Here is a 26,395-nt window from a genome sequence, read left to right as displayed (position 1 = left end):
GTGCACAAGCTTGGGGCGTGCTGTCATGAATTCGTCAAGTATGGATCTAAGTGATTGATATTCTTGCGAGCAAAATAAGTCATTGATTTTAAAGGGGAAAAAATAGGTTAAATTTTAACCATTCTGAGCGGGTGGCCCAGTCCCTATAGCTTTGAGGTGCTTTTGATCAGGCTATCCACAAAGTTATCCACAGATATTGTGGATAGCTCTCTGTAACCCTTGTAGTGGCGGGCTTGCGGGGTTTTTAGCGGGTCATTGGTCGCTGCAGTCTGGGGTTGTACGAGCCTTGCTCGGGAGCAAAAACGAGGGCAGTGGGAGGCCGGGCCCGTCTGCGCATCTCGGCACAGCCGGGCCCGGTCGGTAAGCCTCGACACGGTGGTCTGGCGTTACTCGGTCTTAGACACCCTGCGGGATGTCCTCGCCACCCAGGGCGTTGGTGAGCGAGGGGATCAGTTCACTGAGTGTGCTGGACATGATGGTGAAGCTGGCGTCCAGTTGGCTGAGCATGTCGTCGCCGCCATTTTCCTCTGCTTCGTCGCGCAGCAAGTCTTCGAACTTCACGCGCTTGAGTGTCAGCTTGTCGTCCAGGCTGAAGCTGAGTTTTTCCTGCCATTGCAGCATCAGCTGGCTTACCTGCTTGCCGGCGCTCAGGTGCAGCTGGATTTCGTCGCTGGCCAGATCCTGACGCTTACAGCGCACCACGCCGCCGTCTTCGCTGGTATCCCGCAGTTCACAATCGTCGCCGATCTGCAGTTGCTCTGGTGCCTGGTTTTCCTTCACCCACTGGGTCATGCAGGCGGCAGGCGCGATTTTTACGTTCAGGGGGCGCACGGGCAGGGAGCCGGTGCACTCGCGCAGCAGGCTGAGCAGGTCTTCGGCGCGCTTGTGGCTGGAGCTGTCCACCGCGATCCAGCCTTCGGCCGGGCAGATGCAGGCAAAGGTGGTCTGGGTGCGGGTAAAGGCGCGCGGCAGCAACGACATGACGATCTCGTCCTTGAGCGTGTCGCGCTCTTTCTTGTAGACCTTGCGTGCGTCGCGGTTCTCGATTTCCTCGACCTTCTCGGCCAGCGCCTCTTTCACCACGCTGCCCGGCAGGATGCGTTCTTCCTTGCGCATCGCGATCAGCCAGTAGCCATTGCTGACCTCTACGCGGTTTTCCGAATGACGTCCCCAGGGCGTGGTCCAGCCAAGGGTATGGGTCTCCTGGCTGGCGCAGGGGCGGGCGGCTTTCTGTTCGAGCGCATCGACCAGCTCGGATTCGCTGAAGGGGACGGGTTGGCTGAAGCGATAGATGAGCAGGTTACGAAACCACATGGTGCTGTCCTTTCTGTTGCTAAGGTCTTGGGAAGCAACAAGCAAAGGAACCGCCTCGGCCATTATTGGGCGGGTTGGTTCGATTGTGCTTCCCGGGGAAAGCGCCCAATAGTGCCTCAGCCATCGGTTGGCAGCCAGTGTTTCCGGGGGTTGGAATAAGATATTGAAATAACCTGAATTTTTTTTTGAAAAAGGTGTTGCCAGATCCGGAAAAGCTCCCTAGAATGCGCACCACTTCGAGAGCAAACGGGTGATTAGCTCAGCTGGGAGAGCATCTGCCTTACAAGCAGAGGGTCGGCGGTTCGATCCCGTCATCACCCACCACTCGAGAAGAATAGCGCAGCGGTAGTTCAGTTGGTTAGAATACCGGCCTGTCACGCCGGGGGTCGCGGGTTCGAGTCCCGTCCGCTGCGCCATTTCCCCCTCCTGCAGTACTCTTGTTTTATCCTGTTTTCCCGCCTTCGGTACAGATTCACATTCGTTGTTGTCCCGGTAGCCTGCACCTGCAAGCCCTGTTAAGCTGCCTGCTTACTCTTTCGCCCGTGTCGGGTCTGTCTATTGAGGTAAGCATGAAGCGTAATTTGCTGGCAGTCAGCGTTGCAGTCGGTGTTCTTGTTCTGGCCGGGTGCGACAAGGAAAAACAACCGGAACTCACCACCCCAATCCAGCAAGCCTCCTACGGCATCGGCCTTAACATGGGCCAGAGCCTGTTGCAGGACGGTCTGGACGATATCGATCCGCAAGCACTGGCCCTGGGGCTGCAGGACGCCCTTGGCAAGCAGGAACAGCGGGTAGGTGATGAAGAGCTGACCAACGCCTTCAATGCGCTGCAGCAGCGCGCTCAGGAGCGCGCAGAGGCGCTAGCCAACGAAGCCCTGGATGCCAACAAGCAATACCTGGAAGAGCATGCCGCCAAAGACGGCGTGACCACCACTGCCTCAGGCCTGCAGTACGAGGTTGTGACCTCGGGTGATGAAGACGCAGCGCAGCCGCAGGCAGACGATGTTGTTGTCGTGCACTACGAAGGCCGTCTGGTTGATGGCACCGTGTTCGACAGCTCGCTTGAGCGTGGCGAGCCGGCAGAGCTGCCGGTTGCTGGTGTGATCCCGGGTTGGGTTGAAGTGCTGCAGCTGATGCACGTTGGTGACAAGTGGACCGTCACCGTTCCTGCCGAGCTGGCTTACGGCCCGCGCAGCCCGAGCCCGGTAATCCCGCCGAATTCCATTCTGGTGTTTGATATGGAGCTGGTCTCCATCAAGTCACAAGAAGAGTGATCCGGTAACACGTCGAAACGCCCGAGGCAAGGCCTTCGGGCGTTTCAGTGTTACTGTTATGCACATTTTTCGGTAACACTCGCTATTTACTTTCCCCCGCTTTTCTGGGTTCCCTCCTTCGCCGTAACTGACTGAAAAACATGCAAATTTTTCATTGGTTAAAATATGCGCGGATTGTCTGCAGGCGCATATAAACGGGCGTTTGAGGCAGTTTTCCTGATTTTCTTCACAGAGTTATCCACAGATCCTGTGGGTAACCTGGCATCACTGGTATCGATTGAGAATCTGCTGGATCTGGCCGCGTGCCAGCAGCTTGTCGATGGCCTCGACCAGATCGGCGCTGCCGGCGGTCGTCTTGGGAGCAGCGCAACGCAAGGCAAAGTGCTCCAGTGGCCAGTCGCTGACGCGAATGTCTGCCGGGTGCTTGTGCAGTTGGTAGCTAAGGGCCCGGCGCAGGTCGATGCTGGCGTCCAGGCGGCCACGCTCGAGCATCTTCAGGCGTGTTTCTATATTGCGGACATCGCGCCTTACCAGGTCACCGCGCTCGAACGCGCGCGTCAACTCGCTGCTGTAGTGATAGCCGATGGTGGTGCCTACCAGCGCGCCTTGCAGGCTGGCCAGGGTTTGTGGCGCGGGCTGACTGGCAGGGGTGGCCAGTACGTCGGCATCTTCATAGAGTACGGCTGACCAGTGCAGCAGCTCGGGTTGGCTGTGCCACTGGGGCTGGGTGTTGCAGATCAGGTGAATGCGCCCGCTTTTGAGCGCGTCCTCGATGCGGTTGTTGGGCACGGCGACAAAGGACAGCCTGCGGCCCAGGCTGGCGGCCACCAGCTCGCCCAGGTCACGGGTGACGCTGTTGTCCAGCTCCGCGCCTGTCATCTCGACGTAGGGAGGCGGATCGGAAGGTGAGTAGCCCCAGACCAGCGGCTCGGCCAGCAAGCCGGTGCTCCAGCCCAACAGCGGGATAAGGCAGCGAATCATCAATCTCACGACAGCCTCGCAAGCACGGTTCTGCTTTCAAGCATAGAACATTGGTGGCAATCAGTTGCAGAGGTTGAGCGGCGCGTCCTCTTCGCGCTGGGGCTGCCCGGGATGCTGCAGGACCACACTGAAGCCGCGCTGCTTCTTGGCGTCGTGCTTGGCGCGGGAGGCCAGTTCGGCCAGACGCGCGGCGTCATACAGGTTGGCCTGGTGTCCGGGCAGGGAGATGACACCAATCGAGAGATTGAGCAGGTCGTGGTGTCGCCACTTGCCTTCGCGGTCCGGGGCGGTGAAGCCGTTGGCCTGAATGTGCTCGTCGCGGTACAGCGTGCGGCACAGTTGCTGGAAGCGTTGGTCCAGCTGCTGCAGGCGGACGTGCCAGTCGTCGCTGCGCATGACCAGCATAAAGTCGTCGCCACCGATATGACCGACGAAGTCGCAGCGCGGGTCGCAGAGTTCACGCAGCAATTGGGCCAGCCCCAGCAGAATCTCGTCGCCCTTGCCGTAGCCATAGATGTCGTTGAAGGGCTTGAAGTTGTCCAGGTCGAGGTAGCACAGGCGTGCGTCTACCTGGCGCTCCAAGAGGCGCTGCAGGCACTGCTGAATCGGGATATTGCCGGGCAGCAGGGTCAGGGGGTTGGCGTGACGCGCCTGCTGCAGCTTCAGCTCGGTGATCTGGCGCAGCACGTCTATGCCTCGACCGAGCCCCTTGTAGATGCCCTGGTCAACGATGATGAAGTCATCTTCCAGTCGCTGTCTGGCTCGGCTGGTCAGCAGGCGACTGACCCGCTGCAGGCTCTGGCGGATATCTACGATCAGGCAGTCCGGGTCCATCAATTGACGGATCGGCTTGCGGCTGTAGATCTCCTGGCCGAAGGGCTTGAGCATGGTCTGGCTCAGGGCGTGCCGCTGAACTGCGCCAATCGGGCGCTGTTGCTCATCGACCACCGCCAGGGTGTTCAGAGTGGGCTGCTGCTGGAAGCACTCCAGTACGGCTTGTACCTTGGTATGTTCGGGCACGCCGCTGACCGGCAGCAGCAGGCTGTGAATAGGGGCGTCGTCGTTGCCGCTGGTTTGCCGCTGATCCAGTATCGCGCTCAGTTTGCTGTCGTTCAGCTCGGGGTGGCTGTCGGGGCGCCCGAGCAGGTAGCCCTGTACCCAATCGATGCCGATGTCGGACAGCACAGCGAGCTCTTCCTGTTGCTCAATGCCTTCGGCGATGACCTGGGCGCGCGACGCTTTGGCCATCTGCAAAATGGAGCTGACGAATTCCCGTTTTACCGGGTCGCGGTGAATGCCGTCGATAAAGTGCCGGTCGATCTTCACGTACTCGGGTTGCAGCTCTGACCACAGGCGCAGGCTGGAGTAGCCGGCTCCAAGGTCGTCCAATGCGATGGAGAAGCCCATATCCCGGTAGTAATGCAGCGCCGACTGCAGCAACGAGAGGTCCTCAATCGGCGCCTGCTCGGTCAGCTCGATGACAATCTGGTCCGCTGTCAGGCCATTGGCTTCCAGCAGTGCCAGGGTTTGCCCACGGTAGTGCTGTTGTTCCAGCAGGCTTTCCGGGGATACGTTGAGAAACAGCTTGCCCGGCAGGCCAAGGCTGCGGAAGCGGCTGATCGCGCGCTCGCGGCAGAGCATTTCCAGTTCGGTCAGAATGCCGTGGTGGCGCGCGGCGGCGAACAGGGTAAGCGGGGAGTGCAGCGGGCTGTTGGATGGGCCGCGGCTGAGAGCCTCAAAGCCAACGACGCGCTCTTCCAGGGTGGAAACAATGGGTTGGAAGAGGGGGGTGACGGCGGCCCGATTCAAGATGGTGATCAGGGCCTGACGTTGTTCTGATACGGTCATAGTTAGTCCAGGCATGTGAATTTGGCCCTACCTGGCCGCCCGGAATAGTGTCGTCGGGCACGCTTTCATGAGTCCTGATCATGGCAGTGTGCTAGTGCTTTGTGACCGTGTTATGACAGCGCCCGCCGCAGGGGCGGGCGCTATTGTCAGTTGGCGCGGGCGACCTGATGCTCCAGTTGCAGCAGGTCAACGAGGATGTGGCTGGTTTCGAGCAGGAAGGCGTCATCCTTGGGGTCGCTGTCCTCGTCCTCGGTGTGCACTTCAGCCAGCAGCGGGTCGCTCTCCTCAAGGGTTGTCAGAGGCTCTTCGCCACGTGCGGTGAGTCGCTCGTTCTCAAGCTCCAGCAGGCGGTTTTCATAGTCCTCCTGTTGTTGCTTGCGTTTCTCTTCATTCAGCGGAATCGTTTCGCGCGCCTTGATCTGGTTGTCCAGACCGATGCGGGCCAGGGTGTAGATAAAGTCCGGGTCCTTGGCTGCGCGCGCCTCATGCTGCTGCTGCAGTTGTGCAATAAAGGGCTGTAGGTGGCTGCTGGTCTGGTAGCGTGCCGGCGGGATGGTGTCCCACGGCATGGCATTGGGCAGTGCGCTTTCGCCAATTTCTTCGCTGTCGAGCAGTGACGGATAGCGGATGTCGGGCACGACGCCGCGGTGCTGCGTGCTTTGCCCCGAGACGCGGTAGAACTTGGCCAGGGTCAGTTTCAGTTCGCCGTGATTGAGCGGTTGAATAGACTGCACGGTACCCTTGCCGAAGGTGGATTCACCGATCACCAGCGCGCGACCATAGTCCTGCATGGCGCCGGCGAAAATCTCCGAGGCCGAGGCAGACAGGCGGTTGACCATCACAGCCAGCGGGCCGGTATAGGTAACGCCGGCTTCCGGGTCATCGAGCTGCTGCACCTGACCCTGGCTGTCACGCACCAGTACGGTCGGGCCACGGTCGATGAACAGGCCGGTCAGTTCGGTTGCTTCCTGCAGTGACCCGCCGCCGTTGTCGCGCAGATCCAGTACCACGCCATCGACCTTTTGCTCGCTCAGCTCGCCGAGCAGGCGGCGCACGTCGCGTGTGGTGCTGCGGTAGTCCGGGTCACCCTTGCGGTAAGCCTTGAAATCGATATAGAAGCCGGGGACGTCGATCACGCCGATGCGGTAATCGTGCCCGTTGTTGTTCAGTTCAATTACCGAGGATTTGGCCGCCTGGTCTTCGAGCTTGATGGCTTCTCGGGTCAGGTTGACGACCTTGCTGGTCAGGTCACCCGGTGGGTTGCTGGCCGGGATGACCTCAAGGCGAATTGGTGAGCCTTTGGGGCCACGAATCAGCTTGACCACTTCATCCAGGCGCCAGCCGACCACGTCAACCATCTCGTCTTCGCCCTGGCCTACAGCGATGATGCGGTCGCTGGTTGCCAGCTGTTGGCTGCGCTGGGCCGGCCCGGCGGGTACCAGACGGACAATCTTGGTGTATTCATTGTCGCTCTGCAGAACGGCGCCGATGCCTTCGAGCGAGAGGCTCATGTTGATGTCGAAGTTTTCAGCGTTCTCTGGCGACATGTATTGCGTGTGCGGATCGTACACCTGTGCCAGAGCGTTGATGTAGTTCTGGAAGATGTCTTCTGAGCGGGTCTGATTGACGCGAATTTGCTGTCCGCGATAGCGCTTGCCGAGCAGCTCGCCAATGTCGTCCAAGCTTTTGCCGGCCAACTTCAGGCGCAGGACTTCATCCTTAATCTGGGCGCGCCAGAGTTGGTGCAGTGCCTGTTCGTCGCTCGCCCAGGGCGCTTCTTCGCGGTCGACCAGAATGTCCTGGTCGGTGTTGAAGTCGAAGCTGTCGAGCTGGTTCTCAACCAGATCAATGCTGAAATTCAGGCGGTCCTGCAGGCGTTGCAGCTGACGCTTGTGCATGGCAAAACCAACACTCAGGTCGCCTTGCAGCAGCAGATCGTCCAGACGCAAACGGTTGCCGGAGAAGGCATCGATGTCCTGCTGGGTAAACAGGCTGCGCTGCGGGTCCAGATGCTTGAGGTAGGTGTCGTACATCTGCGCCGACAGGGCATCGTCGAGACGAGTGCGGTTGTAATGGTGGCGGCGCAGCAGCTCTACGGTATTCTGGCTGGCGACTACCTGATCGCGAGTGGGTTGCAGTTGATCCAGATCCAGTGCAGGGACCTGTTCGAGTGCCAGAACGCTGCTGCTGACAGTCAGCAGGGCGAGCAGGCAGGTGCGGCGCAGGAGGGGGAAACCTTTCATCTGGGGTATAGCGTCCGGAGAGAGTATGCTTTTAGGAGTGCACGCGGGACAGCGAGTTCCCGCTGGTGACCATTGATAAGAACTATGGAGGTAGCGTGAGAGGATTGCAAGCCGAGGGCGGGGCACTGACGTGGCAGCCCCAGAGTGCTGTAGAGCTGAAGTCCGGCGAAGTGCGTATTCGCGTGCAGGCCGCTGGCTTGAACCGTGCCGACCTGTTGCAGAAGGCCGGCATGTATCCGCCACCGCCGGGTGTGACCGGTGTGCTGGGCCTTGAGTGCGCAGGCGAAGTGATCGAGGTTGCAGAAGGCTCGCGCTGGCAGTTGGGCGACCGTGTGTGCGCGCTGCTGGCCGGCGGTGGCATGGCCGAGGAGGTGGTAGTCGACCAGCGCCACCTGCTGCCAGTGCCCGATAGCCTGAGCTGGGCCGAGGCCGCCGCTATCCCCGAGGTGTTCAGCACCGCGTGGTTGAACATCTTTGTGCTGGGTGATGCGCGCCCGGGCGAGAAGGTACTGATCCACGCCGGCGCCAGTGGTGTCGGCACCGCCGCGATTCAGCTGTGCAAGGCCCAGGGCAACCCCTGCTGGGTCAGTGTCGGCAGTCAGGACAAGCTCGATGCCTGTGTCGAGCTGGGCGCTGAAGGTGGCGTGCTGCGTCAGAACGGCATTGCCGCGCTCAAGGACTTCGGGCCTTTCAATGTGGCGCTGGACCCGGTTGGTGCGACCTACGCCGCTGATCATCTGGATCTGCTGGCCGTTGATGCGCGCTGGGTGCTGATCGGCCTGATGGGCGGCCGTGAGGCAACGCTGGATCTGGCCAAGGTACTGGCCAAGCGCATCAGCCTGCTGGGCTCGACCTTGCGCACCCGCGATGCTGACTTCAAGGCGACCTTGCTGGCCGATATGGAGCAGCGTCTGATTCCGCTGTTTACCAGTGGCGAACTCAAGCCGATGGTCGCGAAAACCTTCTCCTTCGCCGATGCCGAGGCAGCGTTTGAGGAGTTGGCGCGTGATCAGGTGGTGGGTAAGGTGATTCTGCTGCGCGAAGACTGATTGTTCGTCCATCGCGGCACATCAAGCCCCATGCGTTGCTGACGCATGGGGCTTTTTTGTGGTGTTTGGGCGCGATAGTCGTGATGGGGCATGCGCGGACACGCTGCGCTTAGTCCGCCCTACAGCACAGCACCGGCCCGTGGGGCGGACTAAGCGCAGCGTGTCCGCGAAGGGGTGCTTAGATCAGCTGTGCGCTGTTGCAGAACGCTGTCAGCACGCTGATCAAATAGCCCGGATCACGGCTGCCGGCCAGCTCGCGGATCGAGTGCATGGCGAAGGTCGGTGCGCCGATATCCACGGTGCGCACGCCCAGGCGGCTGGCGGTGATCGGGCCGATGGTGCTGCCGCAGCCCATGTCGCTGCGCACCACAAAGGCTTGTACCGGTACGTCGGTGCGCGCGCACAGGTCGCGGAAGAAGGCGGCGGTTTCGCTGTTGGTGGCGTAGCGCTGGTTGTTGTTGATTTTGATAACCGGGCCGGCATTCAGCTGGGGGCCGTGGTTTTCGTCGTGCTTCATGGCGAAGTTCGGGTGCACCGCGTGGGCGTTGTCCGCCGACACCAGCAGCGAGCGCTGGATCACCTGAATACGCTCGGCGTCGTCGCTGATCAGGCGGCGCAGCACGTCTTCCAGGAAGGGGCCGTCGGCACCACAGCAGGAGCTGGAGCCAATCTCTTCGTGGTCGGTACACACCAGCAGGCAGGGCTGCTCGCCGTCGCTATCGAGCAGGGCGCTCAGACCAGCGTGGCAGGAGAGCAAATTATCCAGGCGCGCTGCACTGAAAAAGTCACCGTCTAGCCCGAGCTGTGCGGGGCGCTGGGTGTCGTAGAAGCTCAGCTCGTAATCCAGTACCTGGGCGCCCTCGCAGTCGGCGTGCTCGCTCGCCAGTTGGCTGGCCAGCAGGGCGCGCAGGTCGCGCCCGCCATCCAGGCTGTGGGCGAGGATGGGCGGCATGTCGGTCTGCGGGTTGATGGCCAGGCCGTCGTTGACGCCCCGGTTCAGGTGGATCGCCAGGTTGGGTACTACTGCAACAGGGCGCTGGAAGTCGATCAGGCGACTGTCCAGCGCGCCGTCAGCATTGCGGAAGGTGACGCGGCCGGCCAGCGACAGGTCGCGGTCGAACCAGGGCGCTAGCAGGGCGCCGCCGTAGATCTCGACGCCCAGCTGCCAGAGCCCTTGCTGGTCCTTCTCTGGCTGCGGCTTCACGCGCAGGCAGGGGCTGTCGGTATGGGCGCCAATCAGGCGCAGTCCTCGCTTGCTCAGCGCGCCTTCGGCGCCCAGCTGAAAGGCGATCAGCGAGGAGTCGTTGCGGGTCACCAGGTAACGCCCGCCGGCCTCCAGCTGCCAGTCACTACGCTCATCCAGCGCCGTAAAGCCGGCCGCCAGCAGGCGCGCGCGCAGGGTGGCGGTGGCGTGAAAGGGTGTGGGGGAGGCAGCAATGAAATCGGCCAGATCCTGAAGCGTTGGGTCCTGCATGTAACTCTCCTGCAACGGGGTGACGGGCACCTGCTCAGAACGGGCAGGGGCTCTCAAATGCCATGCGCTCGCCCGTTTCCGGGTGGCTGATGACCAGTCGCGCGGCGTGCAGTGCCAGGCGCGGGCAGGCGTCCAGCGCGGCGCCTTCTGCGTAGAGACGGTCGCCTAGCAGCGGGTGGCCGATGGCGAGCATATGCACGCGCAGCTGGTGCGAGCGACCGGTGATCGGTGTCAGCTCTACGCGGCAGTAGTCTGCGTGGCGCTCGAGTACACGCCAGAAGGTCTGCGCATGCTTGCCGAGCTCGTGGTCGACGATATGCCGTGGCTTGTTGGGAGGATCATAGCGCAGCGGCAGGTCGATGTGTCCCGCATCGCTCTCTGGCTGGCCCCAGCACAGGGCGATATAGGCCTTCTCGGTCTCGCGATCATGGAACTGGCGTGACAGCTCGCGGTGGGCGTCCGGGTTGCGGGCAATCACCAGCAGGCCGGAGGTTTCCCAGTCGAGCCTGTGCACGATGCGCGCTTCGGGGTAGCCGTTTTCCTGCATGCGGGTGATCAGGCAGTCCTTGTTGTCCTCGGCGCGGCCTGGGACGGACAGCAGCAGCGTCGGCTTGTCGACAATCAGGAAGCTGGAGTCCTGATGCACGATGCCGATGTGGGTTAGTGGCATGGGTCTTCCGGAGGGCGCCACCCGGGTGGGCGGCGCCGGCTGGTCAGGGGCGTTCCGGCAGGGTGATGTTCAGTTCAAGGACTGAGCAGTCATCCTGGTTGTCGAGGGCGACATGCACCTGTTCACGATCGATGGAAACGTATTTGCTGATGACGTCGATGATTTCCTGCTGCAGTTGCGGCAGGTAGTCGGGCTGAGTGCGCTGCCCACGCTGGTGGGCGACGATGATCTGCAGACGTTCCTTGGCAATCGACGCGGGCGTCGATTTCTTGCGGTCACGGAAATAATCGAAAATGCTCACTTAACGCCCTCCGAACAGGCGCTGCAGCAGCCCCTTCTTCTGTGCTTCGAGGAAGCGGTGCGCAACGTCCTTGCCCAGCAAACGCTCTACGGCGTCGCTGTAAGCCTGACCGGCATCGCTCTTGTCGTCCATGATGACCGGGACGCCCTGGTTGGAGGCCTTGAGAACGGCCTGCGACTCGGGAATGACGCCCAGCAGCGGAATGGACAGAATGTCTTCGACATCGGCTACCGAGAGCATTTCGCCGTTTTCGACGCGCTCGGGGTTGTAGCGCGTCAGCAGCAGATGCTCCTTGATCTTCTCGCCGTTCTCGGCGCGACGGGATTTGCTCGAGAGCAGGCCCAGAATGCGGTCCGAGTCACGTACCGAGGAGACTTCCGGGTTGGTGACCACGACGGCCTCATCGGCGAAGTACATGGCCAGGTGGGCGCCTTTCTCGATGCCGGCAGGGGAGTCGCAGACGATGTAGTCGAAGTTCTCTTTCAGCTCTTCAAGTACGCGCTCGACGCCTTCGGGAGTCAGGGCGTCTTTGTCGCGGGTCTGGGAGGCCGGCAGGATGAACAGGTTCTCCGAGCGCTTGTCCTTGATCAGGGTCTGATTCATGTTGGAATCGCCGTTGATCAGGTTGACGAAGTCGTAAACCACGCGGCGTTCGCAGCCCATGATCAGGTCGAGGTTACGCAGGCCAACGTCAAAGTCGACGATGACGGTCTTGAAACCGCGCAGTGCCAGCCCGGTACCGATGGCGGCGCTAGTGGTTGTTTTGCCCACCCCGCCCTTGCCTGATGTGACAACGATGATCTTTGCCAAAATGACCTTCCTGTCGAAAAAATGTCTGATAGTGGATTACGTCGGGCGGTGATGGTTCCCGACGTGGATGCAAGGCTGCGGAACTCGGTCACAGACCAGAGAAATCGGGCGCCCCGAATGGGATGACAGTATCTGTTAAAGCCCGGTTATCTTCAAGCTGTCACCCTCCAGGCTGATCTGTACCGGGGCTTTCCATTGTTGCTTGCGCAGATCTTCGGCCACCTTGTACTGGCCGGCGATGGAAACCAGCTCGGCTTCCAGGCTCTGACAGAAAATACGGGCCTGGCGATCGCCTGTAACGCCGGCCAGAGCGCGGCCGCGCAGCGGGCCATAAACGTGGATGTGACCGTCGGCCAGCAGCTCGGCACCGGCGCTGACCGGTGCCAGCACAATCAGGTCGCCGCCGCGGGCGTAAATTTGCTGGCCGCCACGCACCGGCTCGGTGATGATCTTGCCTGCGCCGGCCGGGGCTGGGGGCGGAGCGGGCGCTGCTGGCGCAGGCGCGGGCTCGGCTTTGGGGGCTGGCTTGGGCGCAGGTTCTGCGGCTACTTCAATCGCTTTTTCACGCTGGCGACCCGGCGGCAGCAGCACCATGTCGGCATTGCCGGCCAGCGCGCGAAAGTCTTCGCCGCCGCGCAGGGCAACCGGCTGCAGGCCGTGATCGCGGCAGATGCTCAGCAGGTGACGTAAGGTCATGTCGCTCAGCGGCTCGCTCAGCTTGTCGAGCGCAATCACCACCGGGGTGTCGACGAAGAAATTGGGGGCTTGTTCTACCTTCTCGGCCAGTTGTCTGGCGAACTGCTCCGGTGCCAGGCGGATGAGCTCGACCAGGGTCATCGTCAGCATGCCGCCCTTGAGGTGGAATACCGGATCGTTGTCGAGCAGGTCGAGGGTAGTGTCAGCAGTCATGGTCCATCCAGTTCCTAAAGATTCAGCGCTTCCTTATATAGATTGCCCCTACAGATCGCAAGCCGCGAGCGCCTTGGTTAGAATGTCGGTTTTCGCTGAATGGGCCTACTGATGGATCGTCCAGGTTTTACCGCTGCGTTGCTGCATCCGCGTTACTGGCTGCTCTGGTTGGGACTGGGGCTGCTGTGGCTGGTGGTGCAGCTACCCTATCGCTGGTTGCTGGGGTTGGGGCGCTTGCTGGGCTGGGGGATGTTTCATCTGATGAGTGACCGCCGCGAGGTGGCGCGCACCAACCTGGCGTTGTGTTTTCCCGAGATGTCCGAGATTGCCCGTGAGCGATTGCTGCGGGAGAACTTCGCCTCCAACGGTATTGCCCTGTTCGAGATGGCCATGGCCTGGTGGTGGCCACGGCAGCGCCTGGCGCGCCTGGCGCACATCGAAGGGCTGGAGCATCTGAACGACGCAGCAGCCCAGGGCAAAGGCGTGGTTCTGATGTCGCTGCACTTCACCACGCTGGAGATTGGCGCGGCGCTCCTGGGGCAGGCGGTGACGATTGACGGCATGTACCGTGAGCACCGCAATGCGGCCTTTGATTTTGTTCAGCGCCGTGGCCGCGAGCGCCATAACCTGGATGCCAAGGCGGTAGAGCGCGAAGACGTACGCAGCATGCTGCGCTCGCTGCGCTCAGGCCGGGCGATCTGGTACGCGCCGGATCAGGACTACGGTCGCAAGGCCAGTGTTTTTGTTCCGCTGTTCGGTGTGCAGGCGGCGACGGTTACCGCGACCAGTACCTTTGCCCGCCTGGGCAAGGCGCAGGTAGTGCCCTTTACCCAAACCCGTCTGGCCGATGGCAGCGGTTACCGCCTGACCGTACACCCGCCGCTGGAAGGTTTCCCGGGCGAAAACGAGACCGCCGACGCGCTGCGCATCAACCAGTGGGTCGAGCAGGCTATCTCGCAGCAGCCTGAGCAATATATGTGGGTGCATCGACGCTTCAAGACACGACCGGAAGGCGAGTCGCGCCCCTACGCCAAGCGTCGGCGGCGCAAACGCAGAGCGCGTCGTGGCTGATGCTGGGTGAGACGAACGGCGCCTTTACCGGGCTGATTCTCTCGGGCGGCGGTGCCCGTGCGGCCTATCAGGTTGGCGTGCTGTCGGTGCTGGCGGAGTTGTTGCCGGCCGGTGCCAGTAACCCTTTTCCGGTGATCTGCGGTACCTCGGCTGGGGCGATCAACGCCCTGGCGCTGGCAACCAATGCCCAGGATTTTGGCGAGGGGGTAGAGCGGCTGCAGCAGGTCTGGTCGGCGTTCTCCTGTGATCAGGTCTATCGCAGCGACTGGCTCGGCGTCACCGCCCAGGCCTGGCGCTGGACACGGGCCAACCTGCTGGGCGTGCCCAGCTCTCAGCCGACCGCCATGCTGGACAATGCGCCTTTGCGTAACCTGTTGCAGCGCACGCTGCATTTCGGGCGGATCGATGAGGCCCTGCAGGCCGGTCTGCTGCAGGCGGTGTCGGTCAGCGCCTTCGGTTATCAGTCGGCCGAGTCGGTCAGCTTTTATCAGGGGCGCGACCGCATCCAGCCCTGGACCCGGCACCGGCGGTTGGGGGTGCAAACGCGGCTGGGGCTGGAGCACCTGATGGCGTCCTCGGCCATTCCGCTGGTCTTTCCGCCGGTGCAGCTCAATCGTGAATGGTTTGGCGATGGCGCGGTGCGTCAGCAGGCACCGATCAGCCCGGCGCTGCATCTGGGGGCCAATCGGGTGCTGGTCATCGGGGTATCCGACAATCTGGCCAATCAGCCGGCGGGCGGTCGCCGTGGTCCGCGTCTGCGTGCCGCCTTGCCGCCAACCCTGGCGCAGATCGGTGGTCACCTGCTCAGCAGTACCTTTGTCGATAATCTGGAAGCCGATATCGAGTTGCTGGAGCGCATGAACACGCTGGCCGGCTACTTGCCGGTCGGGTCACGCATGAATGGTAAAGGGCCGCGGCAGGTGGAAGTCGAGGTGATCTCGCCCAGCGAGCCGCTGGATATCATCGCCGCGCGTCATCGCAAACTGCTGCCGCGCAGCTTGCGTGCTTTTCTGCGGGGCAGCGGGGCGACCCGGGCCTCAGGCGGTAGCGTGGTCAGCTATTTGCTGTTCGAGGCCGATTACACCCGCGAGCTGATCGCGCTTGGCCGGCGTGATGCGCTGGCCAAGCGAGATCAGTTACAGCGTTTTCTTAACCTGCCACCAATACACGGATAGCGTCGAGCCGCAGCTTGGCCTGCGCCAGGGCAAGGTCACCGTCGGCCAGGCGCAGTTGCAGCGCCTTGATCTCATCGTCGCGCACCAGCGGGTTGACCTGCTGCAGCGCCTTGAGACGGTCGATTTCCTCTTCCAGCTCGGCGCGCAGCTGAGCGCGAGCGTCATCAACCAGCTTGCGGTGCTCGGCGTCAGCCGCCTTTTCTGCCTTATTCAGCAGGCCTTCTACCGGCTCGCGCTGGGTCTTGGCGATCTTCACGGCTAGTTGCCGGGGTAGCGACTCGATCTGCCCGTCCAGCGTGTCAAAGCTGACCTTGGCTGCCAGGTTGTTGCCGTTAATGTCCAGCAGGCAGCGAATTGGCGTTGGCGGCAGTACCCGCTGCAGTTGCAGGGCGCGCGGGGCAACGGCTTCGCAGACGTAAATGCACTCGAGCAGCATGGTGCCGGGCTTGAGGGCCTTATTCTTCAATAGGCCAACGGCGCTGTTGCCCATGCTACCGGACAGCACCAGATCCATGCCGCCCTGGAGCATCGGGTGCTCCCAGGTCAGAAACTGCATGTCCTCGCGTGACAGGGCGGTATCCCGGTCATAGGTGACGGTAACCCCTTCGTCGTTACCCAGCGGGAAGCCGGCATCCAGCATGCGTTCGCCCGGACGCAGGATCAGGGCGTTGTCGGAGTGGTCTTCGCTGTCGACGCCAAATACGTCAAACAGACGCTCCATGTAGATCGGCAGCTGGAAGTCGCTGTCCTGCCTGGCGATGGTGTCGATCATCTGGTCAGCGTCGGCCTGGCCGCGCGAGTGCAGCTCGAGCAGGCGGTCACGGCCGTTGTGTAGCTCTTGCTCCAGCGCTTGGCGTTCGTCGCGGGCGCGCTCGATCAGCGCATCCCAGCCATCGGTACCCGGATGATCCAGGTGCTGGAGCAGTTCGCTGCCGTAGCTGTGCTGCAGTGCGTTGCCGGTCGGACAGGTTGCACGGAAGGCATTCAGCGCCTGGTCGTACCACTGGAACAGGTGCGCCTGCGCAGTGCCCTCCAGATAAGGGATGTGCAACTGGATACGGTGCTGCTGACCAATGCGGTCCAAGCGCCCGATGCGCTGCTCAAGCAGGTCGGGGTGGGTCGGCAGGTCAAACATCACCAGATGATGGGCGAACTGGAAGTTGCGGCCCTCACTGCCGATTTCCGAGCAGATCAGCACCTGTGCGCCAAATTCCTCATCCGCGAAGAAGGCCGCCGCGCGGTCACGCTCGACGATACTCATGCCCTCGTGGAACACGGTGGCGGGGATGCCGCTGCGGATGCGCAGGGCGTCTTCCAGGTCGAGGGCAGTCTCGGCGTGGGCGCAGATCACCAGTACCTTGTTGCGCTTGAGCAACTTGAGGGTATCGATCAACCATTCAACGCGCGGGTCGGCCTGCCACCAGGGCTGTTCCTGGCCGTCAAAATCGGCCTGCAGTGGTTGCTCCGGGTAGAGCGCCACCTGACCTTCAAGGTCCTGATATTGCTCAGGGCAGGGCAGGGGGTAGGCGTGCAGGTCGCGCTCGGGGAAGCCCGCAATTGCGGCGCGGGTGTTGCGGTAGAGCACGCGGCCGGTGCCATGCCGGTCGAGCAGCTGGCGCACCAGGCTGTCACGCGCGGCCGGCGCTTCATCGCCGCCCTTGTCCAGCGCGGCGAACAGTGGGGTGGCGCTGTCACCGAGCCAGCCGGCGATGGCGTTGCGGTCCTCCTCACTGAGCTGGTCCTGTTCAAGCAGGTGCTGCACGGCTTCGGCGACGGGCTGATAGCGCTCCGCTTCCTGGATGAAGTCCTCCAGGCTGTGAAAGCGATCCGGGTCGAGCAGCCGCAGGCGCGCAAAGTGGCTGGCCTGGCCGAGTTGCTCCGGGGTGGCAGTGAGCAGCAGCACGGCCGGCGTCTGGCGGGCCAGGGTGTCGACCAGGGTGTACTCGGGGCTCGGGTTGTCCTCGTGCCAGACCAGGTGATGAGCTTCGTCTACCACCAGCAGGTCCCAGTCGGCTTGCAGCAGGTAGTCCTGTGCGGTGGTGTTCTCCAGCAGAAACTCCAGCGCCACCAGCGCCAGTTGCTCTTCCTCGAAGGGGTTGCTCTCTGCGCCGTCGCAGCGGTCGGCGTTGAACAGAGCGAACTGCAGGTTGAAACGGCGGCGCATTTCCACCAGCCACTGGTGCTGCAGGTTCTCCGGCACCACGATCAACACCCGGCGCACGCGGCCGGTCTGCAGCTGGCGGTGCAGAATCAGGCCCGCCTCGATGGTCTTGCCCAGGCCTACCTCGTCGGCCAGCAGGACGCGGGGCGCCATGCGGTCGGCGACGTCGCGCGCAATATGCAGTTGGTGGCCGATGGGTTGCGTGCGTACGCCGGCCAGGCCCAGCAGCGGCGAGCGCTGGATGCGACAAAAGTGGCGCAGGCTTTCAAAACGCAGGCTGAACCAGGGCAGCGGGTCGATCTGGCTGGCAAACAAGCGGTCGCTGGCCAGGCGAAACTGGATGAAGTTATCCAGCATGGTTTCCGGGAAGCTGGTGTTTTCGCCATTTTCGCGCAGACCATGATAGACCAGCAGGCCATCGGCCTCGGTGACATCGCTGACTACCAGTTGCCAGCCTTCGTGGTGGCTGATGGCGTCGCCCGGACTAAAGCGCACACGGGTCAACGGCGCGTTGCGCAGGGCGTAATGGCGGGTTTCGCCGCTGGCCGGGTACAGCACGATCACCACGCGGTCATCCTGCGACAGGACGGTGCCCAGCCCCAGTTCTGCTTCGCTGTCACTGACCCAGCGCTGTCCCGGGATAAAAGCCGTCATGCCACTCTCCTGATGGTGCCGAAAAAAAAGGCGCATATCGTACCCGATCACCCGCCATCCCGGAACCGGCGGCTTGCCTTTACCGAGCGGTGGTGGGACATTCAAGTTGGTTAAAAAGTATCCGCTTTGTGCGCCAGGTCACTGTCGGGCGAGTAAAGGCGGCGAACCCGCGGTCGATATAGCAGTGTAGTAGCTGGTCTTCAGGGACGATGTTGACGAGGGAACAGAGCATGCTGATACCCGGTTTGCCGCCAGCCGGTGCGCAAAATGACGCAATCAAAAGCAGTCGCGAGGTCAAGCCCTCGGCGGCCAGCGAGCCGCTGCATGATGCGGCTACGCCTCAGGTCGAGCGGCGTCAGAATGACCGTGGCCGCTGGCCGGAGCGTCGGCGCCGCAAGCGTCGTGTGCATACTCGCCAGGAGCAGTCACCCGAGGAGCGTCAGGTTGGCGCAGACGAGCTGGAGCTGCCGGAGAAGGGGCTGCTTGTCGATATCGAAGTTTGATAGTCTGAGCGCTGAGTGGAATGCGCTGGTGGGCAGCGCTTCCTTATACAGTGAGTGGAACCATGACCGACGACAATCGCAGTGGTGACGTGATCGACCTGGGGCAAGCCCGTCGTCAACGTATTCACGATATTCACGATGCCCGCCTGGAGGCCATGCGCGATGCCTTTTCCCGCGCACTGCCGCTGCCAGGCCCCGGCAAGGCCGGCAAAAAAGGCCGCCGCAATAAAAAGAAGAAGTAGCCGTCTCTCTTATTGACCCGCGTCAATAACCCCACACCCTGTGCGGCATAACCTGCAGTCATTGCCAACGCAGGAGGTGGGTTATGTACGTTGATGAAGCAGTCATTGCTGGTGTGATCACAGTAGGTTTGATGGTGGCCTTTCTGGGCGGTGTGGGCCTGTTCATCTGGCGCGACGCGCACAAGAAAAAGACCAAGTAAAACTAAACGGTCGAGCGCGGTGGGCGAGGCGTTTTTTGCCCTGACCTGCGCTTGCCGCGCGGGCATAATGGGTAATCACCGTTGTCTGGTTATCCGTTATGTCTGCCAATCCTTCAGTCGGCCGCGTCCGCTGCCCGGTGTGCGCCCGCCCGCAGGCCCAGTGCCTGTGTTCATTGATTCCCCGTTTGTGGCCGCCAACCCAGGTGCTGGTGATCCAGCATCCCGATGAAGCCTCCCATGCGCTTAATACGGCGCGCCTTTTGGTGCCGGGGCTGGTCAATGCGCATCTGTTGGTCACCGAAAACCTGCAGGAGCATCCCGCCTGGATAAGGCGTTTACAGGACCCTCAATGGCGCAACGAGCTGCTGTTCCCTGGCGAGCGGGCGCAGGTATTGGCGCCTGCGCCCGCTGACGTGCGCCCCCGGCGGCTGGTGCTGCTCGACGGCACCTGGCGCAAGGCGCGCAAGCTGGTTTATCTCAACCCCGTTTTACAGACGATGGCGCAGGTGTGTCTGCCTGACGGGCTGGTCAGCCGTTATCGCCTGCGCAAGGTGCCGCAGCCGGGCGCGTTGTCCACTATTGAGGCCGGGGCCGAGGCGCTTGCTGTATTGCATCCCGGTTTTGACAAGCATGCGCTGCTGGCGCCGTTCGAGGCGTTGATCGAGGGGCAGATCCGCGCGATGGGCCAGGCGCGTTACCTTCAGAACTATGGCGCCGGGCCCGACCGGGCCGGCGAATAGAGTCGCGCATTCACAGCTTTTATTATCCCCCGCTAGCGCTGGCTCGGCCCAGTGGGCTCGCTAGACTGCGCAGAACAGGCCGTCGCCTGTGGCACAACAAGAACAATTAAGGGGATCGCATGCAAGCAACAGGACAGCGGGTCGTTATTACGGGCGCAGGCAGTGGCCTGGGGCGGGAGCTGGCACTGCGCTACGCGCGGGAAGGGGCGCGGCTGGCGCTGGCAGATATTAACGATGACGGGCTGGAAGAAACCCGACGCCTTGCCACAGCGGCCGGTGGCTGGGCCTTTACTCAGCGCTGTGATGTCCGTGACTTCAGCCAGTTGGCTGCGTTGGCGCAGAGCTGCGATGAGCGACTGCAGGGCGTGGACGTGCTGATCAATAATGCTGGTATCGCATCAGGCGGCCTGTTCTGGGACCTGTCGCTGGAAGACTGGGACGCGCAGATTTGCATCAACCTGATGGGCGTGGTCAAGGGCTGCAAGGCGTTCATGCCGCTGTTCATGCGTCAGGGTGCAGGCCGCATCATCAATATTGCCTCTATGGCTGCCCATATTCAAACGCCGGGTATGAGCAACTACAACGTAGCCAAGGCCGGGGTGGTGGCGCTGTCGGAGAGTTTGCTGGCTGAGCTGCACCCGCTGGGCATCAAGGTTAACGTGGTTTGTCCGTCGTTTTTCCAGACCAACCTGCTGGCCTCGTACCACGGGCCGGACACTCAGGCACGCGACGATATGGCCAAATTGCTGGAGAACTCCCCCATCAGCGCTGCCGATGTGGCAGATATCACCTATCGCGAGAGTGAGGCGGATCAGTTCATGATTCTGCCGCACGAGCGCGGGCGGCTGGCGCTGGAGCAAAAACGCGCTGATCCGCAGGTTATCTACGACGAGATGTTCCGTCTGGCGGCCAAACGCGTGCCCGTCAACTGAAGGCCGGTCCGTCGGCAGCCTTCTGTCGACGGACTATGGCGTTTTATCAGCTGCGTCTATTGTGTTTCCTGTTGTGGCCTTGGGGCAGTATGCTTGGCGACCTTTGACGGGTTGCCCGTCTGAACCCCTAGGCAAGCAATGAGGTTATCGCAATGCGTGAAGTCGTAATCGTCGACAGCGTCCGCACCGGTCTGGCCAAGTCCTTCCGCGGCAAGTTCAATATGACCCGTCCGGATGACATGGCGGCCCACTGTGTCAACGCGCTGATTGAGCGCACTGGCATTGACCCCAAGATGATCGACGACTGCATCGTCGGTGCCGGCTCCAACGAAGGCGCTCAAGGTCACAACATCGGCCGTAACGTTGCCGTGCTGTCCAAAATGGGCATCGACGTTGCCGGTATGACGCTGAATCGCTACTGCTCTTCCGGTCTGCAGGCGATTGCCATCGCTGCCAACCAGGTTGCTTCCGGCTGCTCCGACGCCATCGTTGCCGGTGGTGTTGAGTCCATCACCATGACTGCCAAGAGCCGCAACACTGACAACTTCGTCAACCCGATCCTGGAAAAAGACTTCCCGGGCATCTACTACCCGATGGGTCAGACTGCCGAGATCGTTGCGCGCCGCTACAACGTTACCCGTGAGCAGCAGGACAACTACGCACTGCAGAGCCAGCAGCGTACCGCCCGCGCTCAGGCCGAAGGTCTGTTCGACGACGAAATCGTGCCGATGAACGTCAAGTATCAGGTTCAGGACAAGGCTACTGGCGAAATAACCATCGTTGACGGCGTTGTTGAAGGCGACGACTGCAACCGCCCCGACACCACCATCGAAGGCCTGAACAGCCTGAAGCCGGTGTTTGCCGAAGACGGTTCCGTGACTGCCGGTAACGCTTCTCAGCTGTCTGACGGCGCTTCCATGACGCTGGTCATGAGCCTGGACAAGGCGCTGGAGCTGGGCCTGAAGCCGCTGGCCTACTTCCGTGGCTTCACTGTTGCCGGTTGCGAGCCTGACGAAATGGGCATTGGTCCGGTTTACTCCGTGCCGAAGCTGCTGAAATCCCGTGGCCTGACTGTTGAAGACATCGATCTGTGGGAACTGAACGAAGCCTTTGCTTCCCAGTGCCTGTACGCTCGTGACTTCCTGAAGATCGACAACGAGAAGTACAACGTCAACGGCGGCTCCATCTCCATTGGTCACCCGTTCGGCATGACGGGTTCTCGTCAGGTGGGTCACCTGGTTCGTGAGCTGCAGCGTCGCGGCAAGCGTTATGGCATCGTCACCATGTGTGTTGGCGGTGGCATGGGCGCAACCGGCCTGTTCGAAGCCTATCGCGGCTGATCGGCGCGGCCGCGTCAGCGGCCCCGATGACAGAAGGCGTCTTCCGTAAGGAAGGCGCCTTTTTTGTTGCACAAAGCGCGGCGCACTGCGGTGATTGGTAGCCGGCCTTATGGCACAATGCGGTTTTGCTGGCTCGGACGGAAAAAGCGCGTGAGCATTCAACCTGGCAGGACATACACAGATGGCGACTGAGCTGCGGCGAGTCGTCTTCGTGCTGCTGCCCGGTGCTCACCCCGGCAGTCTGATGCCCGCGCTATCGGTGCTGTTGTCGGCCAATCGCATGGCCGAAGAGCCCCTTTACCAGATCGAATGCTGCACGCTTGAGGAGCAATCAGTGCGCGCGGCGGATGGTCTGCTGTTGCAGCCCGCGCCGCTGCAGGGCTGCGCTGCCGGTTTTAGCCAGCTGTGGTTGGTGGCCGAGCACCTGCATGCGGTTGACTCGTTGCCCGACTGGCTGGCGCCGCAGCTTGCCGAATGGGTGGCCGCTGGTGTGCTGGTCGGTGGCTTGGAGGCGGGCGTCGCGGTGCTTGCAGCGTGCGGTGTACTTGATGGCGCTCGTTGCGCGGTGCACTGGCGCATGCTTGACGAATTTCGCGAGCGCTTCCCGGAAGTGGAGGCCGTCACCCAGCTATTTGTGCAGAGCGCCAATTTGGCCACCAGCAGTGGCGGCCTTGCCAGCACTGACCTGCTACTCAGCGTATTGGCGCAGGAGCAAGGACAGGATCTGGCGGCGCTGGTTGCCGAGGACCTGGTGATTGAGCGCACCCGCGACGGTAGCGAGCGGCAACGTATGCCACTGCGCAATCGGCTGGGCAGTAGCCATCCCAAGTTGACCCAGGCGGTCATTCTGATGGAATCCAACATTGAAGAGCCGCTGACCACAGACGAAATTGCTCGGCACGTCTGCGTGTCACGGCGGCAGCTGGAGCGCATTTTCAAGCAGTATCTCAACAGCGTACCGTCGCAGTATTACCTGGAGTTGCGGCTCAATCGGGCGCGCCAAATGCTGTTGCAGACCAGTAAGTCGATTATTCAGATAGGCCTGTCCTGTGGGTTTTCATCCGGGCCGCATTTTTCCAGTGCCTATCGCAATTGTTTTGGCGTCACGCCGCGCGAAGATCGCAATCAGCGGCGGGCACAGCAGACTGCCGAGGGCAGTGCCTGATTGAACCGTTTCGCAAGGGCGAGCGGGTATGACTGCACATACTTTTGATGTGCCTTTTGATAGCAAGGAGAAGACAGTGTCAACAACGGTCGGTCGGTCCGATTTTGATCGGGTTATGGTTCCCAATTACGCACCGGTGAATATGGTTCCGGTTCGCGGCGCGGGCTCGCGTCTGTGGGACCAGGAAGGCCGAGAATATGTTGATCTGGCGGGCGGTATTGCGGTGAACGCGCTGGGCCATGCACACCCGGCGCTGGTTGAGGCACTGACCGAGCAGGCGGGCAAGCTGTGGCACGTCTCCAACATCATGACCAACGAGCCGGCGCTGCGCCTGGCCGACAAGCTGGTGAAGGCCACCTTTGCCGAGCGGGTGTTTTTTGCCAACTCCGGTGCCGAGGCCAACGAGGCCGCCTTCAAGCTGGCGCGCCGCTGGGGGCATAACACCGGTGGTGCGGCCAAGCACCAGATCATCGCCTGCACGAACAGCTTCCACGGTCGCTCGCTGTTTACCGTCAGTGTCGGCGGTCAGCCCAAGTACTCCGAAGGCTTCGGCCCTGCCATGGGCGGCATCAGCCACGTGCCCTATCAGGACCTGGCCGCACTGGAAGCGGCTATGTCCGATGCCACCTGTGCGGTGGTGCTGGAGCCGGTCCAGGGTGAAGGTGGCGTTATTCCGGCCAGCAGCGACTACCTGCAAGCGGTGCGCGCACTCTGTGACAAGCATCAGGCGCTGCTGGTGTTTGATGAGGTGCAAAGCGGCATGGGGCGTACTGGCAAGCTGTTTGCTTACATGCACAGCGGTGTCGTGCCCGATATTCTGACCAGTGCCAAGAGCCTGGGTGGCGGCTTCCCGATTTCGGCGATGCTGACCACCACGGCGATTGCTGAGCATTTTGCTGTTGGCACCCATGGCAGCACCTACGGCGGTAATCCGCTGGCCTGCGCTGTTGCCGAGCGGGTGCTGGATATCGTCAATACACCGGCGGTGCTGGATGGCGTGGCGCAGCGGCACCAACGCCTGCGGGCCGAGCTGGAAGCCATGGGCGCGGAGTTTGGTGTGTTCTCCGGCGTGCGCGGCAGCGGCCTGCTGCTGGGTGCGGTGATGAGCGACGCCTGGCGCGGCAAGGCTAAAGACGTGCAGATGCTCGCGCAGGAGGAGGGCGTTCTGGTGCTACAGGCGGGGCCGGATGTGGTGCGTCTGGCGCCGAGCCTGATCATTGATGAAGCGGATATGGCAGAAGGCCTGGCACGCCTGCGCGCTGCGTTGCAGCGGCTGGTCGCCTAGGCCCTGGGAGAGAACTGGATGCTGATGCTGCGTTTGGGCAGGACGGCGGACCTGCCACAGATTGAGCGCCTGGCGGCGGCAAGCCCGGTCGGGGTGACCGCGCTGCCGGCCAGTCGAGAGCGGCTGGCCAATATCCTCGCAGCATCGGAAGCCTCAATGGCCGAGGAGGTCACCTTCAGCGGTGAGGAGCGTTACTTCTTTGTGCTGGAGGACACCGCTACCGCGACCCTGGTCGGCTGCAGTGGAATTATCGCTGCCTCCGGTTTTCGCTCTCCGTTCTATACCTTCCGCAATGAAATGTTTGTGCATGCCTCGCGTGAGCTGGGCCTGCACAACCGTATTCACGTGCTGTCGCTCTGTCACGATCTGACCGGTCACAGTTTGCTGGTTGGTTATCACCTGAGTGAAGGCCATCGTACGCCCGAGCTGGCGCAGCTCAATGCGCGTGGGCGCCTGCTGTTCATGGCCAGTCACCCGCAGCGTTTTGCCGAGTCTACCTCGGTTGAGGTGGTGGGTATCAGTGACGAACAGGGCAACGCCCCGTTCTGGGACGCAGTTGGCCGGCACTTCTTCGCTGTCAGCTACGCCGAGGCCGAACGCATCGGCAGTGAGCGCGGGCGCGGCTTTTTGGCCGAGCTGATGCCGGGCTACCCGATCTACGTACCCATGCTGTCTGACGAGGCTCAGGAAGTGGTCGGGCAGGTCAATCCAAGCGTGCAGGATGTGTTCGACATCCTCATGGACGAAGGTTTTGAGACGGACAACTACGTCGACATCTTTGATGGCGGGCCGGTAGTCAATGCGCGCACGGCCATGCTGACCAGTGTGCGCCACAGCCAGCTGGCACAGGTCGTGGTTGGCCAGCCGCAGGCAGGCGACACACTGTGGCTGGTCGCCAATACCAAGGTGTGCGACTTCCGTGCCTGCGCCCTACGCTTTGCCTGGCAGCCGGGCGAGCCGCTGCAGCTGGATGCGGCAACCGCCCAGGCGCTGCGTGTTGCCGAGGGCGATAGTGTGCGCCTGATTAGGGGAGACTGACATGCTGGTACGGGCCGCCAATCTGGGGGATCTTGAGGCGTTGCTGGCGCTGGCGCACAGTGCGGGCGCCGGGCTGACGACGCTGCCGGCCAGCGAGGAGCGTCTGCGCGAGCGCCTGCAACTGATCGAGCAGAGCTTTGCCGGCCAGGTGCCGCAGGCCGATGCTGATTACCTGCTGGTGCTGGAGGGCGTGGACGGCAGCTTGATCGGCTCCAGCGGCATGCTGGGCGCCGCCGGCATGCGCGAGCCCTGGTATAGCTATCGCATGGGGCTGACCGTGGCTGCGAGCGATGAGCTGGGCGTTTATCGCCAGCATCCGACCCTGTTTCTGGTTAATGACCTGACCGGCGCTACGGCCCTGTGCTCCTATTTCCTTGCCCCCGAATTCCGCAGTGGGGATACGCCGCGCCTGCTTTCCAAGGCGCGGTTCATGTTTATGGCCGATGCGCCGCAGGACTTTTCCGAACGGGTCGTCGTGGAAATGCGCGGTCGCTCAGACGAGAGCGGCCGCTCGCCTTTCTGGGACAGCCTGGGCCAGCACTTTTTCCGCATGGACTTTGCCCGTGCCGACTATCTGACGGGCTTGGGCAACAAGGCCTTTATCGCCGAAATGATGCCCAAGTTTCCGCTCTACGCCTGTTTTTTGAGTCAGGCTGCGCGCGACGCCATCGGGCAGGTACACCCCGATTCTGAAGCGGGCCGGCTGGTGCTGGAAGAAGAAGGCATGCGCTATCAGGGCTATATCGACATCTTTGATGGCGGCGCCACCCTGGAGGCGCAGCGTGGACAGATTCGCGCCATCCGCGACAGCCGCACCCTGCTGCTGGCCATCGGCACGCCGGGCGATGAAGCCGAGCCCTATCTCATCTCCAATCGCGGGCGTGACAATTGCCGCATGATTGCCGCCCCGGCGCGCGTAGCTGCCGGCACCCTGGTGGTGGGCGCTGAGTCCGCAGAGCGTCTGAAGTTGCGTGCTGGAACGCTGGTGCGGGCGGTCGCGCTGAACGCCTGAGGCT

At 62.1% G+C, this 26,395-nt stretch carries 24 protein-coding genes and 2 tRNA genes; 16 read left to right on the top strand and 10 right to left on the bottom strand.

The genetic code is table 11. The features are described from left to right. Window positions 1-396 precede the first annotated feature (396 nt). The gene (gene rdgC / locus BM116_RS11315) at window positions 397-1,314 is read right to left on the bottom strand and encodes a recombination-associated protein RdgC (protein ID WP_083724755.1); all 918 of its coding nucleotides are present in this window, start codon (window positions 1,312-1,314) and stop codon (window positions 397-399) included. Between the two features lie 248 nt (window positions 1,315-1,562). On the opposite strand from rdgC, the gene BM116_RS11310 reads away from it, so the two are divergent. From BM116_RS11310 to BM116_RS11300, 3 genes are all read left to right on the top strand, one after another. Beyond that, window positions 1,563-1,638: transfer RNA gene (locus BM116_RS11310), tRNA-Val, on the top strand. Window positions 1,639-1,653: 15 nt separating this feature from the next. Next, window positions 1,654-1,730 (top strand) — tRNA-Asp (locus tag BM116_RS11305). Window positions 1,731-1,883: 153 nt separating this feature from the next. Continuing rightward, entirely contained in the window at window positions 1,884-2,588 is a 705-nt protein-coding gene (locus BM116_RS11300; protein WP_083724757.1) for a BamJ family beta-barrel-assembly machinery protein, read from the top strand. A gap of 264 nt (window positions 2,589-2,852) precedes the next feature. Here the strand turns inward: BM116_RS11300 and BM116_RS11295 are convergent, their stop codons facing one another. The 3 genes from BM116_RS11295 to BM116_RS11285 form a co-directional block, all read right to left on the bottom strand. Beyond that, a complete protein-coding gene (locus BM116_RS11295; RefSeq protein WP_083724759.1) occupies window positions 2,853-3,569 on the bottom strand; it encodes a substrate-binding periplasmic protein in 717 nt (238 codons plus the stop codon). 60 nt (window positions 3,570-3,629) lie between these two features. After that, window positions 3,630-5,417 (bottom strand): bifunctional diguanylate cyclase/phosphodiesterase, encoded by a 1,788-nt coding sequence (locus tag BM116_RS11290; protein ID WP_083724761.1) that lies wholly within the window; start codon window positions 5,415-5,417, stop codon window positions 3,630-3,632. 146 nt (window positions 5,418-5,563) lie between these two features. Beyond that, complete coding sequence (locus BM116_RS11285) at window positions 5,564-7,660, bottom strand: carboxy terminal-processing peptidase (RefSeq protein ID WP_083724763.1); 2,097 nt, start codon at window positions 7,658-7,660, stop codon at window positions 5,564-5,566. Between the two features lie 95 nt (window positions 7,661-7,755). Here BM116_RS11285 and BM116_RS11280 point away from each other — a divergent pair, with 95 nt between their 5' ends. Further along, entirely contained in the window at window positions 7,756-8,709 is a 954-nt protein-coding gene (locus BM116_RS11280; RefSeq protein WP_083724765.1) for an NAD(P)H-quinone oxidoreductase, read from the top strand. Window positions 8,710-8,887: 178 nt separating this feature from the next. Here BM116_RS11280 and BM116_RS11275 read toward each other — a convergent pair whose 3' ends face one another. The 5 genes from BM116_RS11275 to minC all read right to left on the bottom strand — a co-directional run bounded on the left by BM116_RS11275 (window position 8,888) and on the right by minC (window position 12,873). Continuing rightward, on the bottom strand, window positions 8,888-10,183 hold the full coding sequence (locus BM116_RS11275) for a M18 family aminopeptidase (protein ID WP_083724767.1): 1,296 nt from the start codon (window positions 10,181-10,183) through the stop codon (window positions 8,888-8,890). Window positions 10,184-10,217: 34 nt separating this feature from the next. Beyond that, window positions 10,218-10,853 carry an RluA family pseudouridine synthase gene (locus tag BM116_RS11270; protein WP_083724769.1) on the bottom strand — a complete coding sequence of 212 codons (636 nt, stop codon included), beginning with the start codon at window positions 10,851-10,853 and terminating at the stop codon, window positions 10,218-10,220. Between the two features lie 43 nt (window positions 10,854-10,896). Beyond that, a complete protein-coding gene (gene minE, locus BM116_RS11265) occupies window positions 10,897-11,154 on the bottom strand; it encodes a cell division topological specificity factor MinE (protein ID WP_083724771.1) in 258 nt (85 codons plus the stop codon). Beyond that, window positions 11,155-11,964, bottom strand: a complete 810-nt coding sequence (gene minD / locus BM116_RS11260) for a septum site-determining protein MinD (protein WP_083724773.1) — start codon at window positions 11,962-11,964, stop codon at window positions 11,155-11,157. A gap of 135 nt (window positions 11,965-12,099) precedes the next feature. After that, the gene (gene minC, locus BM116_RS11255) at window positions 12,100-12,873 is read right to left on the bottom strand and encodes a septum site-determining protein MinC (protein WP_083724775.1); all 774 of its coding nucleotides are present in this window, start codon (window positions 12,871-12,873) and stop codon (window positions 12,100-12,102) included. A 111-nt stretch (window positions 12,874-12,984) separates the two neighbouring features. Between minC and BM116_RS11250 the strand changes: the two genes are divergently transcribed. Together BM116_RS11250 and BM116_RS11245 are read left to right on the top strand one after the other, a co-directional pair. Next, window positions 12,985-13,944, top strand: a complete 960-nt coding sequence (locus BM116_RS11250; protein ID WP_083724830.1) for a lipid A biosynthesis lauroyl acyltransferase — start codon at window positions 12,985-12,987, stop codon at window positions 13,942-13,944. Then, window positions 13,944-15,119, top strand: a complete 1,176-nt coding sequence (locus tag BM116_RS11245) for a patatin-like phospholipase family protein (RefSeq protein ID WP_083724777.1) — start codon at window positions 13,944-13,946, stop codon at window positions 15,117-15,119. Before BM116_RS11250 ends, BM116_RS11245 begins: the two co-directional genes overlap by 1 nt. On the opposite strand, the gene rapA is transcribed toward BM116_RS11245, so the two are convergent. After that, window positions 15,094-17,934 carry an RNA polymerase-associated protein RapA gene (gene rapA, locus BM116_RS11240; protein ID WP_083724779.1) on the bottom strand — a complete coding sequence of 947 codons (2,841 nt, stop codon included), beginning with the start codon at window positions 17,932-17,934 and terminating at the stop codon, window positions 15,094-15,096. The genes BM116_RS11245 and rapA overlap by 26 nt on opposite strands. Window positions 17,935-18,164: 230 nt before the next feature. Here rapA and BM116_RS11235 point away from each other — a divergent pair, with 230 nt between their 5' ends. The 10 genes from BM116_RS11235 (at window position 18,165) to astA (ending at window position 26,391) form a co-directional block, all read left to right on the top strand. Next, window positions 18,165-18,437, top strand: coding sequence for a hypothetical protein (locus BM116_RS11235; protein WP_083724781.1), 273 nt, complete (start codon window positions 18,165-18,167; stop codon window positions 18,435-18,437). 62 nt (window positions 18,438-18,499) lie between these two features. Then, a complete protein-coding gene (locus BM116_RS11230; RefSeq protein ID WP_083724783.1) occupies window positions 18,500-18,679 on the top strand; it encodes a hypothetical protein in 180 nt (59 codons plus the stop codon). Between the two features lie 83 nt (window positions 18,680-18,762). Continuing rightward, complete coding sequence (ccoM, locus tag BM116_RS19300) at window positions 18,763-18,879, top strand: cytochrome c oxidase subunit CcoM (protein ID WP_328586205.1); 117 nt, start codon at window positions 18,763-18,765, stop codon at window positions 18,877-18,879. Window positions 18,880-18,977: 98 nt separating this feature from the next. After that, window positions 18,978-19,619 (top strand): tRNA-uridine aminocarboxypropyltransferase, encoded by a 642-nt coding sequence (locus BM116_RS11225; RefSeq protein WP_083724785.1) that lies wholly within the window; start codon window positions 18,978-18,980, stop codon window positions 19,617-19,619. 119 nt (window positions 19,620-19,738) lie between these two features. Then, window positions 19,739-20,551 carry an SDR family oxidoreductase gene (locus BM116_RS11220; protein ID WP_083724787.1) on the top strand — a complete coding sequence of 271 codons (813 nt, stop codon included), beginning with the start codon at window positions 19,739-19,741 and terminating at the stop codon, window positions 20,549-20,551. Window positions 20,552-20,703: 152 nt separating this feature from the next. Then, window positions 20,704-21,891 carry a thiolase family protein gene (locus BM116_RS11215; protein WP_083724789.1) on the top strand — a complete coding sequence of 396 codons (1,188 nt, stop codon included), beginning with the start codon at window positions 20,704-20,706 and terminating at the stop codon, window positions 21,889-21,891. A 181-nt stretch (window positions 21,892-22,072) separates the two neighbouring features. Beyond that, window positions 22,073-23,056 carry a GlxA family transcriptional regulator gene (locus BM116_RS11210; protein WP_083724791.1) on the top strand — a complete coding sequence of 328 codons (984 nt, stop codon included), beginning with the start codon at window positions 22,073-22,075 and terminating at the stop codon, window positions 23,054-23,056. Window positions 23,057-23,132: 76 nt separating this feature from the next. After that, window positions 23,133-24,341 (top strand): aspartate aminotransferase family protein, encoded by a 1,209-nt coding sequence (locus BM116_RS11205; RefSeq protein ID WP_328586204.1) that lies wholly within the window; start codon window positions 23,133-23,135, stop codon window positions 24,339-24,341. An 18-nt stretch (window positions 24,342-24,359) separates the two neighbouring features. Further along, a complete protein-coding gene (locus tag BM116_RS11200; protein ID WP_083724795.1) occupies window positions 24,360-25,379 on the top strand; it encodes an arginine N-succinyltransferase in 1,020 nt (339 codons plus the stop codon). A gap of 1 nt (window position 25,380) precedes the next feature. Then, on the top strand, window positions 25,381-26,391 hold the full coding sequence (gene astA / locus BM116_RS11195; protein WP_083724797.1) for an arginine N-succinyltransferase: 1,011 nt from the start codon (window positions 25,381-25,383) through the stop codon (window positions 26,389-26,391). Window positions 26,392-26,395 lie beyond the last annotated feature (4 nt).

Source organism: Halopseudomonas pachastrellae, assembly GCF_900114765.1.
Classification (GTDB): Bacteria; Pseudomonadota; Gammaproteobacteria; order Pseudomonadales; family Pseudomonadaceae; genus Halopseudomonas; species Halopseudomonas pachastrellae.
The sequence above is the reverse complement of the archived record's forward strand: the minus strand, read 5'-3'. Positions and strand labels throughout refer to the sequence as shown.

What these genes read in the sequence shown, in the direction of transcription:
- minC (WP_083724775.1), bottom strand. Translation starts at nt 12,873, where the DNA reads ATGACTGCTGACACTACCCTCGACCTGCTCGACAACGATCCGGTATTC.
- BM116_RS11285 (WP_083724763.1), bottom strand. Translation starts at nt 7,660, where the DNA reads ATGAAAGGTTTCCCCCTCCTGCGCCGCACCTGCCTGCTCGCCCTGCTG.
- rapA (WP_083724779.1), bottom strand. Translation starts at nt 17,934, where the DNA reads ATGACGGCTTTTATCCCGGGACAGCGCTGGGTCAGTGACAGCGAAGCA.
- BM116_RS11230 (WP_083724783.1), top strand. Translation starts at nt 18,500, where the DNA reads ATGACCGACGACAATCGCAGTGGTGACGTGATCGACCTGGGGCAAGCC.
- BM116_RS11295 (WP_083724759.1), bottom strand. Translation starts at nt 3,569, where the DNA reads ATGATTCGCTGCCTTATCCCGCTGTTGGGCTGGAGCACCGGCTTGCTG.
- BM116_RS11210 (WP_083724791.1), top strand. Translation starts at nt 22,073, where the DNA reads ATGGCGACTGAGCTGCGGCGAGTCGTCTTCGTGCTGCTGCCCGGTGCT.
- BM116_RS11290 (WP_083724761.1), bottom strand. Translation starts at nt 5,417, where the DNA reads ATGACCGTATCAGAACAACGTCAGGCCCTGATCACCATCTTGAATCGG.
- BM116_RS11275 (WP_083724767.1), bottom strand. Translation starts at nt 10,183, where the DNA reads ATGCAGGACCCAACGCTTCAGGATCTGGCCGATTTCATTGCTGCCTCC.
- BM116_RS11250 (WP_083724830.1), top strand. Translation starts at nt 12,985, where the DNA reads ATGGATCGTCCAGGTTTTACCGCTGCGTTGCTGCATCCGCGTTACTGG.
- BM116_RS11225 (WP_083724785.1), top strand. Translation starts at nt 18,978, where the DNA reads ATGTCTGCCAATCCTTCAGTCGGCCGCGTCCGCTGCCCGGTGTGCGCC.
- BM116_RS11220 (WP_083724787.1), top strand. Translation starts at nt 19,739, where the DNA reads ATGCAAGCAACAGGACAGCGGGTCGTTATTACGGGCGCAGGCAGTGGC.
- ccoM (WP_328586205.1), top strand. Translation starts at nt 18,763, where the DNA reads ATGTACGTTGATGAAGCAGTCATTGCTGGTGTGATCACAGTAGGTTTG.
- BM116_RS11235 (WP_083724781.1), top strand. Translation starts at nt 18,165, where the DNA reads ATGCTGATACCCGGTTTGCCGCCAGCCGGTGCGCAAAATGACGCAATC.
- BM116_RS11270 (WP_083724769.1), bottom strand. Translation starts at nt 10,853, where the DNA reads ATGCCACTAACCCACATCGGCATCGTGCATCAGGACTCCAGCTTCCTG.
- rdgC (WP_083724755.1), bottom strand. Translation starts at nt 1,314, where the DNA reads ATGTGGTTTCGTAACCTGCTCATCTATCGCTTCAGCCAACCCGTCCCC.
- astA (WP_083724797.1), top strand. Translation starts at nt 25,381, where the DNA reads ATGCTGGTACGGGCCGCCAATCTGGGGGATCTTGAGGCGTTGCTGGCG.
- BM116_RS11215 (WP_083724789.1), top strand. Translation starts at nt 20,704, where the DNA reads ATGCGTGAAGTCGTAATCGTCGACAGCGTCCGCACCGGTCTGGCCAAG.
- BM116_RS11245 (WP_083724777.1), top strand. Translation starts at nt 13,944, where the DNA reads ATGCTGGGTGAGACGAACGGCGCCTTTACCGGGCTGATTCTCTCGGGC.
- BM116_RS11300 (WP_083724757.1), top strand. Translation starts at nt 1,884, where the DNA reads ATGAAGCGTAATTTGCTGGCAGTCAGCGTTGCAGTCGGTGTTCTTGTT.
- BM116_RS11200 (WP_083724795.1), top strand. Translation starts at nt 24,360, where the DNA reads ATGCTGATGCTGCGTTTGGGCAGGACGGCGGACCTGCCACAGATTGAG.